This is a genomic window from Clostridium sp. X (genome assembly GCF_055755365.1).
In genome coordinates this window covers 32,761-47,310 of sequence record NZ_CM146912.1, presented here as the reverse complement: position 1 = coordinate 47,310, position 14,550 = coordinate 32,761, and the positions used below count along the sequence as shown (strand labels likewise).

Genomic DNA, 14,550 nt, shown 5'->3' with positions numbered 1-14,550 from the left:
GAGAAAGTTTATGGATAAAATCACACTTAAGCTTATAAAATATTTTATGCTCATAATTACTTTAATTGTGGCTATATCTTTATCGACAAGCAGTATATTTTTATCTAAATATTATCTTAAACATCAGTATAGGACATTAGAGGCTTCTGCAAAACAAATACATGAGGCTTTAAATAACAATGAACCTATTAATGACACGACTATTAGTGCAATACTTATTAAGGGAAATAATATAATCTCACTAACTCATGGGAAAATGGGAATGATGCCTTTTATGAGATCTTTAAGTGATATAAATTTTAAAAATCAAGGAGTCTTTAAAAATGGCATGGGAGATGAATTTTTATATTATAAATTAGAAACGGATATTGGAAATATTGTGGTGCTTCAAAATAATAACTATTCTTCAGGATACTTAAAAATAGTTTATATCAGTCTATTTTTTATATTTATTTTTTCAGTTATATTGTCTATACCTTTAATATCCTTTATAGGAAAGAAATTTACAAGACCTATATTAAAATTAGAAAAGGTAGCATTAGCTATATCTAAAGGAGAATTTGATGTAGATTGTAGTGTTAGTACTAATGATGAAATTGAAACACTATCTAAAAGCTTAGCTCAAATGGCTATAGATTTAAAGAAGAAATATAAGTTTCAAAGAGAGTTTATTGCTAATGTATCTCATGATTTTAGAACGCCTTTGAGTGTAATTAGAAGCTATAGTGAAGTCATATATGATGGATTAGTGAGTGAAAGAACTATAACGGAATATTCAGGTGAGATAATAAATGAGGTAGATAGATTAAACAACTTAGTCGTGGATTTACTTCACCTCTCAAAGCTTCAGGATGGAGGGAATTTACTTAATAAAGAGTATATTTGTTTATCTAAACTCATAGAGGAATGTGTTAAGAAGTTTAATCCTATTGTGGAGAAAAAGCAAATAGATATAATAACTTCTATTAGGGCTGTAAAAATATACGCAGACAAAAAATACATTGAAAGAGTACTATATAACTTTATTGATAATGCTATTAAGTTTAGCGAAAAAAATAGTAAAATTGAAATATTAAGTTACTATGAAAAAGAAGGTTTGAAAGTAGCTATAAGAGACTTTGGTATAGGTATAGAAGAGTATTTATTAGAAGATGTATGGTATAAGTATTATAAAAATTCTCAAAGTGGAGGAATGGGGTTAGGACTTCCAATTTGTAGAGAGATATTGAATATGCATGGATTCCATTATGGCGTTACAAGTTCTAAAGATGAGGGAACTGAATTTTACTTTATAATACCAAAGGATAATACTGATATCTTGTAACACAATAAAATCTCATTGCATAGCTTAAAATGAAATTATAATTTCATTAAGTAAGTTGTAAAGGATTGAATATAATTGAGATTTGTTATCTTTGGAGATTCTAAGGGAAAAGATAAGGGAATAAACAAAAAGGTTTTAAATAAAATACTTAAGAAGATAAAAAAAACAGATATACAACCAGAACATATAATACATCTAGGAGATAGTGTAGCTGGAAGTAGCGATACAGAAATATTAAAGATGCAGTTAGATGAACTTCATAAACTCATTAACTGTTATTTCCCAAGGAATATACTTTTACCGACTATTGGAAATCATGAAGTAAATAATGCACCTTTGGAGAGTACAGCAGAAGAGGTTCTTGAAATTTATTATAAAGATTTAGAAATTAGTGATTATTTAGAAGGATATCATAAAACAGTGTATTATAAAGATTTTTCTAATGTAAGAATGATATTTTTAAATGCTTTTCACTATGGTGAAATACACAAAATTACAGGAGAACAATTAGAATGGTTTAAATTAGTTGCTAAGGAAGATAAAAAATTTAAGATTGTTTTTGTACATTCACCAGCTTACCCCACCGGAGCACACTTAAATACTTGTCTTGATTCACATCCAGAAAATAGAGATGAGTTTTGGAGAGTTGTTGATGAAGCTAATATTAATCTTGTTTTTTCTTCTCATGAACATAACTATTCAAGAAGAGCAATTAACTTTAATTTAAGTACTCCTAATAATTTATATTGCAATAGTATTACTCAAATTATTTCAGGGGGAGCAGGAGAAAAATTAAAAGAAAAGTATAAAGATAAAAGAGGAGTTATAATATCACCTAAAGATGTTTATCACTATGTAATACTAGATATTGAAGAAGACTGCATTAAAGTAAAGGCAGTTTCTATTGATGAGAAGTTGTTAGATGATTTTATAATATCTGTGAAAGATAAGGTTGTATCTAGAGAGTAATACTTTAGATGCAACCTTTTGTTAATTTTAAATAAAAATCTTCATAAAATCTTCAAAATGAAGTAGTATAGTTTTAATAGATATTGAATTCTAGAAGGAAGAATTTTACGTCGTAAAATTCCTAAATAACGGAGGCTAGAGAAATGAATAATATTTTAATTATAGAGGATGAGGAAAAAGTAGCAGAGGTATTAAAGGCCTATTTAGATAAAGAGGGATATAATGTATACTGTACTACAAAAGGTTTAGAAGGAATTGAGTTATTTAAAACTATTGAATTTAAGCTTATAATTCTTGATTTAATGCTTCCAGATATAAGTGGAGAAGAAGTGTGCAAAATTATAAGAAAAACTTCAGATACATATATATTTATGCTAACTGCCAAAGGGACTTTAACTGATAGAATTGATGGGTTAAATATTGGAGCTGATGAATATTTAGTTAAACCTTTTAGTCCTAGAGAATTAACGGCAAGAGTAAATGCGCTATTTAGAAGATTAAATGTATCTAATAATGCTTCAATTCTTTCTTTTGATAATGGAAGTTTGATTATTGATTATGAGAAAAGAATGGTTAAGATCAATGATAAAGAAGTATCTTTTACTCCAAATGAATTCGATATTTTATATACTCTTGCTATGAATAAAGGAATAGTTTTAACAAGAGAACAACTCATAGAGAAAATTTTTGGTATTGATTTTAATGGTTTTGATAGAACTATTGATGTACACATTAAAAATATTCGAAAGAAACTAGAGGAGGATACTAAAAATCCTAGATATATTGTAACAGTTATGAGAGTAGGATATAAATTTGGTGGTGAAAACTAGATGCAATCAATTAGAAGAAGATTAAGTTTTTTACTAGTAATGTGCTCTATTGTAGCAATATTACTTATAACACTTTTTGTAAATATAACTGTAAATGATAAGTTTAATAAATATATGATTGATATTCAAAATAAGAGGTATGAGAGAATAGTAGGTCATTTTGAGGAGATATATAAAAGAGATGGAAGATGGAGTGGGAATTCAGGATCAGAATTAATGCATGAAGCTTATATGGGAAATTACTGTTTAACACTTAGAGATAATAATAAAAAAGTTATATGGGGAATGGACCCCGAAGATATAAGATATAAATCACATTTTAATAGCATGATTGTAAAAGAAACTGGTGTATATACATCAAAGACTTTTGAAATAAAAAGAGAAGGGAATATAGTTGGATATATTGATATAGGGCAGTACTCATCAGTTTTGCTTACAGAAGAAGATGTTAATTTTAAAGCAGCTATAAATAAAAGTATTTTTGCAAGCAGCATTGTGACATTAATTATAATTATTAGTATTAGTTTGTATTTTTCTAAGCAGTTCTCAGTACCAATTAAAGAAATTTCCAATATGTCCGTAAATTTGTCAAGAGGTAAGTTTGACTTTCGTTCTAAAACTAAAAGCAATATAGAAGAATTAGAAAATTTAAGAATGAGTATAAATATACTAGCAGAAAAATTGAATCATCAAGAAATGCTTAGAAAGCGCTTAGTATCAGATATATCTCATGAAATCAGAACACCTTTGAATGTACTCCAAAATAATTTAGAGGCTATGATAGATGGAGTTTTTCCTGTTAATGAAGAGCGATTAGTAAGTCTAAATGAAGAAGTTATACGGTTTGGAAGATTACTAAGCAATTTAGATATACTAAAAGAATTTGAAGGAGAAAGTATAGGATTAGATTTACAAACAATAGCTTTAGATGAGCTTATAGAAAGTATTTATAGTGATTTTTCAGTTGCAGCAGAAAGTAAAGGTATAAAGCTAAAATATGAAATAAAGCCAAGGGAAAACTATAATATTATTGGAGATAAAGATAAATTAAAGCAGGTATTCATTAATTTAATATCTAATGCTGTAAAGTTTACAGAGGGTAGTGAAGAGATATTAATTAAGCTTTACAATGACAAAGAAAATGTTGTAGTAGAAATTAAAGATAATGGTATAGGAATTAATAAAGAAGATTTACAATTTATATTTGAAAGGCTTTACAGAGGAGATAAAAGCAGAAATAAAATAGAAGGTAATGGGATAGGACTTACTATAGTAAAGAGTATCTTAAAGCTTCATTCAGCAACTATTGATGTAGAAAGTGAAGAGGGAAATGGGACCACATTTAGAATTAATTTCACTAAAAATTAGATTTAAATGTTGACACACAAAAATAAATATGGTAATTTAAATATAAATTAAAACTAAATAAAACCTTCAGGGCAGGGTGAAATTCCCGATCGGCGGTAAAGTCCGCGAACCATTTTGTGGTTGACTTGGTGAAACTCCAAGACCGACAGTATAGTCTGGATGAAAGAAGGAAAGTCATATATTACGTTATAGTTATATTTATATGTATATTTTTGTTACATGCATATTTATATTTATTATTTTAATGTTGTATTGTCTAGTAATTTTGCTCTGAAGATATATTTCTTCAGGGCTTTTATTTTGCAAAAAATTGAGAATAATATATAATAAATATTTATTTGAAAGATCATAATGAGTCTAAGAACTCTGTTTATTAAAAAAATCATATTGAGGTTAAGAACTTTTTTTATGATGGAGGTGATATTTTAGTGGATATTAGCTATATGAAAAGAGCCATTGAATTGGCACAAAAAGGCATAGGGTATACTAGTCCTAATCCCCTTGTTGGAGCAGTTATTGTAAAGAATAATAGGATTATAGGAGAAGGGTATCATGAGATTTATGGGGGACCACATGCAGAAGTAAATGCTTTTAAAAATGCAGAAGAAGATGTTGAAGGTGCAACCATGTATGTAACATTAGAACCCTGCTCTCACTATGGAAAAACTCCACCTTGTGCCAAAGCTATTGTAGAAAGAAAAATATCTAAGGTTGTAATAGGGATGATGGATCCTAATCCTATAGTGGCAGGAAGAGGAATAAAAATATTAGAGGAAAATGGAATTGAAGTTATTACAGGGATTTTAGAAGAAGAAGTAAGAAAATTAAATGAGATATTTATTAAATATATAACCACTAAACGTCCATTTTGTATATTAAAAACTGCAATGACTTTAGATGGGAAAATTGCAACTTCAACAGGCAATTCAATGTGGATAACTAATGAAGTTTCAAGAAACTATGTTCATGAAATAAGACATAGAGTATCAGGGATAATGGTTGGGGTAGGTACTGTATTAGCGGATAACCCAAAACTAACTACTAGATTACATAATAAAGAAGGTAAAAATCCAACAAGAATTATTGTGGATACAACTGGTAAAACTCCTTTAGATTCTAATGTACTAGATATTAGTTCAAAGGCTAGGACTATTATAGCAACTACTGAAAAAGCAAATACTGAAATTATTGAAAATATGAAAGCAAAAGGAGCTGAAATAATAATAACTCCTTTAAGAAACAATAGAATAGATTTAAATTTTCTTATGAAAAAGCTTGGAGAGAGTGGAATTGATAGTGTTTTAGTAGAGGGAGGTTCAACTCTAAATTATAGTGCTTTAGAGGAAGGTATTATAGATAAAGTTATTTCATTTATTGCACCTAAAATTATTGGAGGAGAGCTGGCAAAGACTCCAGTAGGTGGAGAAGGAATAAAGTATGTTAAAGATGCTATTCTTTTAGATAATATTCAGATTACAAGATTTAATGAGGATATTATGATAGAAGGTTATTTGAGAAAGGAAGAATAGATTAATGTTTACTGGATTAGTTGAAGAGATAGGAAAAGTAGAAAATGTTATAAAAGGTGCAAAATCAGCACAAATTACTATTAGTGCAAATAAGGTTTTAGAAGATGCTAAGTTAGGAGATAGTATAAGTACCAATGGTGTTTGTCTTACAGTAGTAAGTTTCACGAAGAGCTCATTTACAGTAGATGTAATGCCAGAGACTATGAGAAGAAGTAATTTAAAAAACTTGAAGCATGGAAGTAGTGTGAATTTAGAAAGAGCACTTAGACTTGGAGATAGACTTGGGGGACATATTGTTTCAGGACATATTGATGGAGTAGGATTTATAAAGTCAGTTGAAGAAGAAGACAATGCTACTTGGGTAACTATAGAATCATCTGGAGAGATTTTGAAGTATATCATTGAAAAAGGATCTATTGCTATTGATGGAACAAGTTTAACAGTAGCTTATGTAGATAATACAACTTTTAAGGTTTCAATTATTCCCCTTACTAGAGATGAGACTACTCTTTTAACTAAAAAGGTTGGAGAAGAAGTGAATCTAGAGTGCGATATGGTGGGTAAATATATTGAAAGACTTACAATGTTCAAGCAGGAAGAAAAACCAAAGAAATCAATAGGTATGGATTTTTTAAGAGATAATGGATTTGCGTAATAAAAGAATTTTACGACTTAAAATTCTTTTAATATTAACTAAAGGGGTGTGCAATAATGAAGTTTAATAGTATCGAAGAGGCAATAGAAGATATAAAGGCTGGTAAGATTATAGTTGTTGTAGATGATGAAGATAGAGAAAATGAGGGCGACCTTTTAATGGCTGCAGAAAAAGCTAGTCAAGAGGCTATAAATTTTATGGCTAAATATGGTAGAGGGCTAATATGTACCCCTATGACTAGAGAAAGATTAAATGAACTAGACATTTTTCCTATGGTATCAAATAATACAGATCCAAAAGAAACTGCTTTTACTGTTTCAGTTGATGCATCAAATACCACAACAGGAATATCAGCAGGAGAAAGAGCAGAAACTATATTACAATTAGTAGATAGCAAGTCTACTCCAAAGAACTTCACAAGACCAGGACATGTTTTTCCATTAGCATGTAAAGAAGGTGGAGTATTAAAAAGAGCAGGACACACAGAAGCAGCAGTTGATTTAGCAAGGCTTGCAGGACTATATCCAGCAGGAATAATCTGTGAAATTATGAATGACGATGGAACTATGGCTAGAGTACCTGAGTTAATGGAATATGTTAAAGAACATAATCTAAAAATAATAACAATAGCAGATTTAATAGCATATAGAAGACAAAATGAATTATTAGTAGAAAGAGTTGCAGATGCTCATCTGCCAACAAAATATGGGGATTTCCAAATGGTTGGATATATTAATAAACTTAATGGTGAACACCATGTTGCCTTAGTAAAGGGAGATGTAGCAAATGGAGACCCAGTGCTAGTAAGAGTTCATTCAGAATGTCTTACAGGAGATGCTTTTGGGTCACTTAGATGTGATTGTGGAGAACAATATGCTGAAGCTGTGAAAAAGATTGAAGAAGAAGGAAGAGGAATACTTCTATATATGCGTCAAGAAGGACGTGGTATAGGACTTATTAATAAAATTAAAGCTTATAAGCTTCAAGACCAAGGAATGGATACTGTAGAGGCTAATATAGCTTTAGGTTTTCCAGAGGATTTAAGAGATTATGGTATAGGAGCTCAAATACTTTATGATTTAGGAGTAAAAAAAGTTAAGCTTATGACAAACAATCCTAAAAAAATATCAGGAATTTCAGGATATGGTATAGAAATTGTTGATAGAGTACCAATAAAGATGAATCATAATGAAAAAAATGAATTCTATCTACAAACTAAAAAAGAAAAAATGGGTCACATACTTTAAGAGGAGGAATTATAAAATGAGAGTTTACGAAGGAAATTTAATTGCACAAGGTCAGAAGTTTGGAATTATAGTTGGAAGATTTAATGAGTTTATAGGAGGTAAGCTTTTATCCGGAGCAATAGATGGATTAAAAAGACATGGTGTTAATGAAGAAGATATAGAAATTGCATGGGTTCCAGGTGCTTTTGAAATACCTCTTGCTGCAAAGAAAATGGCAAAAACTAAAAAGTATGATGGAGTAATATGTTTAGGTGCAGTTATAAGAGGTGCTACACCACATTTCGAATATGTATCAAGTGAAGTAACAAAAGGAGTAGCACACGTATCTTTAGAAACAGAAGTTCCAGTAATATTTGGAGTGCTTACTACAGATTCAATAGAACAGGCAATTGAAAGAGCGGGAACAAAAGCTGGCAACAAAGGATATGAAGCAGCTGTTACAGCAATAGAAATGGCAAACTTATTAAATCAATTTTAAGATAAAGTAGACTGCAATTAAAGAGCAGTCTACTTTTTTTAGATCATATAATTACAGAGTAATCATTAGCGTTTAATCTATATTATTAGTTATAGTATAGCATTATATATTGAATGTAAACCTTTTAATTTACATATATTGATTATATAATATAATTATGGATATTCTCATAAAGGGAGGTTAGGATTTTGTATAATGATATAGTGTTAGACCATTTTTCTGACCCTAGAAATGTTGGATCAATACCTAATCCAGACGGAGTAGGACAGGTTGGGAATCCCATAGATGGGGACAAGATAACTATTTATATTAAAGTAGATAATGATATATTAACGGATGTAAAGTTTAAAACTTTTGGATGTGGAGCTGCAATTGCGGCAAGTAGTATGGTAACTGTAATGGCTAAGGGTAAAACTTTAGATGAGGCGATTCAGATAACAAATGAAGATGTTGCAGAAGCTTTAGGAGGGTTACCACCACAAAAATTAAAATGTTCTAATATAGCAGCTGATGCTCTACACGAGGCAATAAGTAACTACAGAGATTAAAGAGGTGATTATATGATACTGTCAAAGGAACAGATAAATCGATATATGAGGCATATTATAATGCCAGAAATAAGTGGTCCAGGACAAAAAAAGTTATTAGAATCTAATGCTTTTATATATGGAGAGACTGTTAAAGATATCTCTGTGCTAGTTTATTATCTTGCTGCATTAGGAATAGGCAAGATTTCTTGTTATTGTGAAAATGAGAGTGGTTATGAGAAATTATTTTACAACATTAAGGACTTAAATACTGATATTTTAATTGAACTTATTAATAAGGAATCATTATTTAAAAAAGAAGACTTAGTGCAAAATAATAATTCTAAGTCTATCTTTAGAGTTTTTCTTGGTAACTGTGCTTTTATTAAAAGAATTAGTGACAGTCTTATAAATACTGAAAATGAGAGTAGGTTTCTTCCAACAATAATAGCTTTAAAAAATCAATGGAAAGGAATACTACAGACATTTCATAGATATGATGAATTCAAATCATTTATAGACATATTAGTGGATAAATCCTCAAGTCATAAAGTAGACACAGATGAAATTATTTCAAAAGATTTTGATGAAAGCAAAATTATAACATCAATTTTAGGTACGTTAGTTTCTATTGAAGGAACTAAAATCTGTCTAAATCTTGGAGAAGTGTATAAGGAATCACTATATTTTGATTTTTTCTCAATGGAGTTTAGTAAGGTAGAATACAGTAAGATAAATTTTTCTATAGATAAGTTCTTAGAGGATAATTATAATGACACTGTTTCTGATTATGGTGTTGAAAAAGATCTATCTAAATGTAAGGTGTTAATTGTTGGTACTGGAGGACTAGGGTCTCCTGTAGCATTTGCTTTATCAATGGTTGGAGTTGGTACTATTGGCCTCGTTGATCATGATAGGGTTGAAATTAGTAATTTAAACCGTCAAATAATTCATTCCACATCTCGTATAGGGATGGCTAAAGTGGAATCTGCAAAAGCCTTTTTAAAAAGTACTAATCCAAATGTAGAGATTGTAACCCATGATGTAGTTTTTAATAAGAGCAATGCTATGGAGATTATAAGTAATTATGATATTATAATAGACGGAGTTGATAATTTCCCAACTCGGTATCTTTTAAATGATGCTTGTTTCTTTTTGAAAAAAACTATGATAGAGGCTGGAGTATTAAGGTTTACTGGATTAAATACTACTATTATTCCAGGTGAAGGTCATTGTTATCGATGTGCATTTCCGAGTAAACCTAAGGTAGGTAGTACTCCCTCTTGTTCAGAAGCAGGTGTTTTAGGTTCACTACCAGGCGTCATGGGATTTATACAAGCCGCTGAAGCTATAAAACTAGCCATAGGCAAAGGGAATATTTTAAAAAATAAATTACTTTACTTTGATGCTCTTGATTTAGAGTTTACAATGATTAATTTGAATAAAAATAAAAGCTGCGCTTTGTGTGGGGAAAATCCAAGTATTAGTGAACTTGAGGAATATGAGTTTATCTGCGAAAGTAAGAATGATTAAATATAAAATTATATTTCATACAATGTTTCTTGACTTCCAAATAATATTTTATAGAAAAAAGGTAAAACTAATTCTAGAAATAAAGTGAAAGTAAGGGTGATATACTTATGATGAGATATGGATATAATATGATGGCATGGGGCAGTTTATTTTGGCTAGTACTTTTAGTTTTGATAATAGTAATTGGTGTAGCTGTATATAAAATTACTACAAGCGGAAGAGGAAATGCAAATATTACAATTAATGATGATTCTATAGAAATACTAAAGAAGAGATATGCAAGAGGGGAAATAGATGAAAATCAATATAAAAAAATGAGAGATTCTATAGAGAAATAGATAAAATAAATAGTACGTTATTGAGGTTATTTATGTAGGTAACTGTAAATTACTTAATTAAATCACCCTACTATGTAGAGAGAAAACTATTTAGTGGGGTGTTTTTAATTATATAAAGAAACCTATACCGATATAAGCAATGGTAGTTGCTGTAAGAGTAAACATTATATCTGAAAATATTGAAACACTAAACTGTGCAGAACTTAATGCACCCAATAAACCTTCTTTTATAAATGTACCAGTTAGGACTCCTAAAAATAAAGAGGGAATAAGCTTTTTTGTTTTAAAAGTTAATACTATTGTAATTGCTGCAGGGATTAATGACAACCAGATCAAAATATTAAACCTCCTTAATTTTTATGCTTATTAATATTGCTAGTTATACTCTTACAAATAATCTAGTAAGAAATTTAATTAATAGTCTATAATAAAAAGAACAGTTAGTAATATATACATCACTAACTGTTCTTGAAGCATTATTACATATTAGCCATTCTTCTACATTCATCTGCACATTTACGGCATTCATCTGCACATTTTTGACAATGATCATCTTTGAACATAGAGCATTCTTGTGCACATGCATCACAAATAGTTGCACACATCTTACAATGTTCTTTTGCAAACTGTGCATTCATAGACATAAGTCCTGCAGACATTTCACACATTTTTGCACATTCAACAAGTAACTTTACACAACTTCTTCTTGCATTTAAATCAGGTTCATTAATGCATGCTTCAAAACATTCATAACATGCTTGTGCACATCTATTGCACGCATCGATACATGATTGATAATTATTTGTTACCATAGTTACTACGCCCATTACTATCACTCCTATTAATTTTTTTTTACAAACTATATTGTGTGTAAAAAGATTAATTACATACATAGTATAAATAATATTTAAACTACAAATGTAATTGAGTTTTAAATAATAAATTTAGTTAACTTTTTAAAAATAAATTTACTAAAATACAAATATATGATGTTATAAACAAAAGAAAAAATAAGAATAATTACAATTTGAACTATAAGATTACCTGGAATTTGAGTGCCGAAAATGGGAATATATATAATGAAATTTAGAATACTTAAGGTACAGGTTAATATAATTGAAGATATGGATATAATAATTTGTTTGTTTTTAATAAAATGATTGCAGATGGTTTCAACCCTCCACTAACTGGTATTAATTACCTTGACGCAAATATATATGTTTCTCACAGAGGGAAAATAACTGCAATTAAGCCAGATGGAAGTAAAATAGATATTATATCAGGACTTCCAAGCTTTGGAGACCATCATAATAATCAAGTTGTTTTTGGAATTGATGGAAAAATGTATTTTGGACAAGGGACGGCAACAAACTCAGGAATAGTAGGAGAAGACAATAAAGAGTGGGTTGAAAATTATCCTTTTTTTCATGATTATCCAGGTGGTGGTGTAATACTTAATGGTTATAATTTTAAGACAGATAACTTTCTTACTGCAGCAGAGGATGATAAGGCTTATACAGGCGCATACTCAGCCTTTGGCGTTCAAGCTAGAGTTGGAGAGTTAGTAAAAGGTGTAATTAGAGCAAGTGGAAGTATACTTAGAGCCAATATTGATGGATCTAACCTTGAACTAGTAGCATGGGGATTAAGAAATCCATTTAGATTAAAGTTCAACAGGAATAATCAGTTATTTTCAACTAATCATGGGATGGATATAAGAGGCAGTAGACCTATTGCAAACTCTCCAGATGAATTTCACTTAATTCACCCTAGGATTTGGTATGGATGGCCAGATTATACTGGAGGATTGCCTGTTACTTTACCAGTATTTACAGTAGAAAATAAAGCAAGGACTGAATTTTTAATTTCTAGGCATCCTATGATACCACCGAGACCTTTTTCTATATTCACACCACATGCTGCTATTATGGGATTTGACTTTAACTATACTAGTAAGTTTAAGAATTTTGGAGATGTTTATATTGCAGAATTCGGCAGCGAAGCACCAAGGACAACTGGTGGAAAGCCTTTACCAGGTGTTGGACATAGAGTTTCAAGAATTGATATGAATACAGGTTTAATATATACATTTGCTATAAATGAATCAGGATATGCAGCATCTTATACAAATGGAGGTGGATTTGAACGACCTATTGATGTTATCTTTGGACCTAAGGAAGATATGTATATAGTTGACTTTGGGCTAGGATCAGAAGGTCATCATGGATTTCAGGCGAATACAGGAGTGGTATGGAAGATAACAAGGGACAATATATAAAGTTATAGATTAGATAATAATACAAAACATGCAGTAGGCAAAGCTTACTGCATGTTTTGTATTCATAAAGTAAATTATTAATAGATTTACTAAATGTTACAACTATCTATTAATAATTCCCTAAACTATCGGAATAATAAGAGTAAATATATAACGATATAGTGACGGGAGGAAATAATTTATATGGGAAGTACAATAGTTAATACAAGTATAAGAAGTGTAGGCGTTTATATTTTAGCATTAGTGTTAACACGGCTTATGGGAAGAAAGCTTATAGCACAAATTACATTTTTTGATTTTGTTGTAGGAGTTTCTATGGGATCACTAGCTGCAAATGCAATGATAGGACCTGGAAGTACCCCTCTATCTTCTATTTCAGCACTAACAGTGATATCAATGTTGACTATTGCAATCGCATATATTCATATCAAAAGCTTTAGTGGAAGAAAATTAGTTAATTCTGAGCCAGTAACCTTGGTTGATAATGGAAGTATTGTAGAGGAAAATATGAAAAAAATTAGACTTACAATTGATGAATTGATGATGAAGTTAAGAGAAAAGAATGCTTTTAATTTGGCAGATGTAGAATTTGCAATAATGGAAACAGATGGGCAAGTGTCTGTATTACCAAAAGCAGATAAAAAGCCACTTACCCCTTCCAATATGAATATACAAACAACAAGTACAGGGCTTACAAGGGATATAATAATAGATGGCAATTTAATGGAAGAAAATCTAACTGGTACAGGACTAGATAAAGAGTGGGTATACGCTCAGCTTAACAATCAAGATATTAGAGATATTTCAGAGGTTTTTTATGCAGGGTTAGATGGCAATAAAAATTTATATGTTTCCAGAAAGTCTAAAAATAGAGAGGAAGGACATGGACAGTATGGAATTGAATGATGTGTATATATGAGAGCTTACATAAATTTTATGTGAGCTCTTTCTGATTTTTTCTAATTAATGTGGTCAACAAATTAATGATGAAAGTTTATTGTGAATTTAATTAATATACTTACTATTTCTTCATATCTTCTTTATATTAGCAATATATAATGAACTTAAAGTATATTGGCTTTCTAAGTTAAGGAAAGCACATTGGAGGGTTATATATGAATTGTCATGGAGATAACAATGGAAAAAAAGGTACTCATAAGCATAGTCCATTAAAGCATATGCTACATATGGTTCTTTGCTGTGGATTACCTATAGTTATTATAGGGTTACTTCCATTCATAGGAAGAGTTAGCCCATGGGCAGCTGGAATACTAGGAATAATAGCACCATTTATATGTCCCATTATGATGGTTATAATGATGGTTACAATGTTTAGTGGCAAAAAAAAGTCAAGTTGCTGTGATGATGGAACGAATGGCAATAATAAATCACTGAATTAGATAAGTCTATAGAGTAATGTTGTATTAAAATTAAGTAGGCAGTAGATAGCAGGTATAGTTAAGTTAAAATAGCA

16 protein-coding genes and 1 riboswitch are annotated in these 14,550 nt (G+C 30.1%); of the genes, 15 read left to right on the top strand and 1 reads right to left on the bottom strand.

Annotated features, from left to right (window positions below):
* Nucleotides 1–10 precede the first annotated feature (10 nt).
* The 12 genes from ACX0KU_RS00260 to ACX0KU_RS00205 all read left to right on the top strand — a co-directional run bounded on the left by ACX0KU_RS00260 (nt 11) and on the right by ACX0KU_RS00205 (nt 11,168).
* Entirely contained in the window at nt 11–1,324 is a 1,314-nt protein-coding gene (locus tag ACX0KU_RS00260; protein ID WP_472990950.1) for an ATP-binding protein, read from the top strand.
* 75 nt (nt 1,325–1,399) lie between these two features.
* Nucleotides 1,400–2,293: a metallophosphoesterase family protein gene (locus ACX0KU_RS00255; RefSeq protein WP_472990949.1), complete on the top strand. Its 894-nt coding sequence runs from the start codon at nt 1,400–1,402 to the stop codon at nt 2,291–2,293.
* Nucleotides 2,294–2,436: 143 nt separating this feature from the next.
* A complete protein-coding gene (locus tag ACX0KU_RS00250) occupies nt 2,437–3,123 on the top strand; it encodes a response regulator transcription factor (RefSeq protein ID WP_472990948.1) in 687 nt (228 codons plus the stop codon).
* Nucleotides 3,124–4,491: a sensor histidine kinase gene (locus tag ACX0KU_RS00245; RefSeq protein WP_472990947.1), complete on the top strand. Its 1,368-nt coding sequence runs from the start codon at nt 3,124–3,126 to the stop codon at nt 4,489–4,491.
* 58 nt (nt 4,492–4,549) lie between these two features.
* A riboswitch (FMN riboswitch) is annotated at nt 4,550–4,666 on the top strand.
* A gap of 268 nt (nt 4,667–4,934) precedes the next feature.
* Complete coding sequence (gene ribD / locus ACX0KU_RS00240; protein WP_472990946.1) at nt 4,935–6,020, top strand: bifunctional diaminohydroxyphosphoribosylaminopyrimidine deaminase/5-amino-6-(5-phosphoribosylamino)uracil reductase RibD; 1,086 nt, start codon at nt 4,935–4,937, stop codon at nt 6,018–6,020.
* Nucleotides 6,021–6,024: 4 nt separating this feature from the next.
* Nucleotides 6,025–6,675: a riboflavin synthase gene (locus ACX0KU_RS00235; RefSeq protein ID WP_472990945.1), complete on the top strand. Its 651-nt coding sequence runs from the start codon at nt 6,025–6,027 to the stop codon at nt 6,673–6,675.
* A gap of 56 nt (nt 6,676–6,731) precedes the next feature.
* Entirely contained in the window at nt 6,732–7,922 is a 1,191-nt protein-coding gene (locus ACX0KU_RS00230; protein ID WP_472990944.1) for a bifunctional 3,4-dihydroxy-2-butanone-4-phosphate synthase/GTP cyclohydrolase II, read from the top strand.
* A gap of 16 nt (nt 7,923–7,938) precedes the next feature.
* Nucleotides 7,939–8,400 (top strand): 6,7-dimethyl-8-ribityllumazine synthase, encoded by a 462-nt coding sequence (gene ribH / locus ACX0KU_RS00225; protein ID WP_472990943.1) that lies wholly within the window; start codon nt 7,939–7,941, stop codon nt 8,398–8,400.
* 188 nt (nt 8,401–8,588) lie between these two features.
* A complete protein-coding gene (nifU, locus tag ACX0KU_RS00220) occupies nt 8,589–8,948 on the top strand; it encodes a Fe-S cluster assembly scaffold protein NifU (RefSeq protein WP_472990942.1) in 360 nt (119 codons plus the stop codon).
* A 12-nt stretch (nt 8,949–8,960) separates the two neighbouring features.
* Entirely contained in the window at nt 8,961–10,460 is a 1,500-nt protein-coding gene (locus ACX0KU_RS00215) for a HesA/MoeB/ThiF family protein (protein ID WP_472990941.1), read from the top strand.
* Between the two features lie 107 nt (nt 10,461–10,567).
* On the top strand, nt 10,568–10,798 hold the full coding sequence (locus ACX0KU_RS00210; protein WP_472990940.1) for an SHOCT domain-containing protein: 231 nt from the start codon (nt 10,568–10,570) through the stop codon (nt 10,796–10,798).
* 139 nt (nt 10,799–10,937) lie between these two features.
* Nucleotides 10,938–11,168, top strand: a complete 231-nt coding sequence (locus ACX0KU_RS00205) for a hypothetical protein (protein WP_472990939.1) — start codon at nt 10,938–10,940, stop codon at nt 11,166–11,168.
* Nucleotides 11,169–11,277: 109 nt separating this feature from the next.
* Here the strand turns inward: ACX0KU_RS00205 and ACX0KU_RS00200 are convergent, their stop codons facing one another.
* Entirely contained in the window at nt 11,278–11,625 is a 348-nt protein-coding gene (locus ACX0KU_RS00200; protein ID WP_472990938.1) for a four-helix bundle copper-binding protein, read from the bottom strand.
* A 329-nt stretch (nt 11,626–11,954) separates the two neighbouring features.
* On the opposite strand from ACX0KU_RS00200, the gene ACX0KU_RS00195 reads away from it, so the two are divergent.
* The 3 genes from ACX0KU_RS00195 (at nt 11,955) to ACX0KU_RS00185 (ending at nt 14,476) form a co-directional block, all read left to right on the top strand.
* On the top strand, nt 11,955–13,076 hold the full coding sequence (locus ACX0KU_RS00195) for a PQQ-dependent sugar dehydrogenase (protein ID WP_472990937.1): 1,122 nt from the start codon (nt 11,955–11,957) through the stop codon (nt 13,074–13,076).
* Between the two features lie 183 nt (nt 13,077–13,259).
* Nucleotides 13,260–13,982 (top strand): DUF421 domain-containing protein, encoded by a 723-nt coding sequence (locus tag ACX0KU_RS00190; RefSeq protein ID WP_472990936.1) that lies wholly within the window; start codon nt 13,260–13,262, stop codon nt 13,980–13,982.
* Nucleotides 13,983–14,191: 209 nt separating this feature from the next.
* The gene (locus ACX0KU_RS00185; RefSeq protein WP_472990935.1) at nt 14,192–14,476 is read left to right on the top strand and encodes a hypothetical protein; all 285 of its coding nucleotides are present in this window, start codon (nt 14,192–14,194) and stop codon (nt 14,474–14,476) included.
* Nucleotides 14,477–14,550: the final 74 nt, after the last annotated feature.

Bases quoted from the DNA above. Each gene is read 5' to 3' on its own strand.
- ACX0KU_RS00210 (WP_472990940.1), top strand. From the start codon at position 10,568: ATGATGAGATATGGATATAATATGATGGCATGGGGCAGTTTATTTTGG.
- ACX0KU_RS00205 (WP_472990939.1), top strand. From the start codon at position 10,938: ATGGTAGTTGCTGTAAGAGTAAACATTATATCTGAAAATATTGAAACA.
- ACX0KU_RS00260 (WP_472990950.1), top strand. From the start codon at position 11: ATGGATAAAATCACACTTAAGCTTATAAAATATTTTATGCTCATAATT.
- ACX0KU_RS00200 (WP_472990938.1), bottom strand. From the start codon at position 11,625: ATGGGCGTAGTAACTATGGTAACAAATAATTATCAATCATGTATCGAT.
- ribD (WP_472990946.1), top strand. From the start codon at position 4,935: ATGAAAAGAGCCATTGAATTGGCACAAAAAGGCATAGGGTATACTAGT.
- ACX0KU_RS00245 (WP_472990947.1), top strand. From the start codon at position 3,124: ATGCAATCAATTAGAAGAAGATTAAGTTTTTTACTAGTAATGTGCTCT.
- ACX0KU_RS00235 (WP_472990945.1), top strand. From the start codon at position 6,025: ATGTTTACTGGATTAGTTGAAGAGATAGGAAAAGTAGAAAATGTTATA.
- ACX0KU_RS00190 (WP_472990936.1), top strand. From the start codon at position 13,260: ATGGGAAGTACAATAGTTAATACAAGTATAAGAAGTGTAGGCGTTTAT.
- ACX0KU_RS00185 (WP_472990935.1), top strand. From the start codon at position 14,192: ATGAATTGTCATGGAGATAACAATGGAAAAAAAGGTACTCATAAGCAT.
- ACX0KU_RS00250 (WP_472990948.1), top strand. From the start codon at position 2,437: ATGAATAATATTTTAATTATAGAGGATGAGGAAAAAGTAGCAGAGGTA.
- ACX0KU_RS00230 (WP_472990944.1), top strand. From the start codon at position 6,732: ATGAAGTTTAATAGTATCGAAGAGGCAATAGAAGATATAAAGGCTGGT.
- ribH (WP_472990943.1), top strand. From the start codon at position 7,939: ATGAGAGTTTACGAAGGAAATTTAATTGCACAAGGTCAGAAGTTTGGA.
- ACX0KU_RS00215 (WP_472990941.1), top strand. From the start codon at position 8,961: ATGATACTGTCAAAGGAACAGATAAATCGATATATGAGGCATATTATA.
- ACX0KU_RS00195 (WP_472990937.1), top strand. From the start codon at position 11,955: ATGATTGCAGATGGTTTCAACCCTCCACTAACTGGTATTAATTACCTT.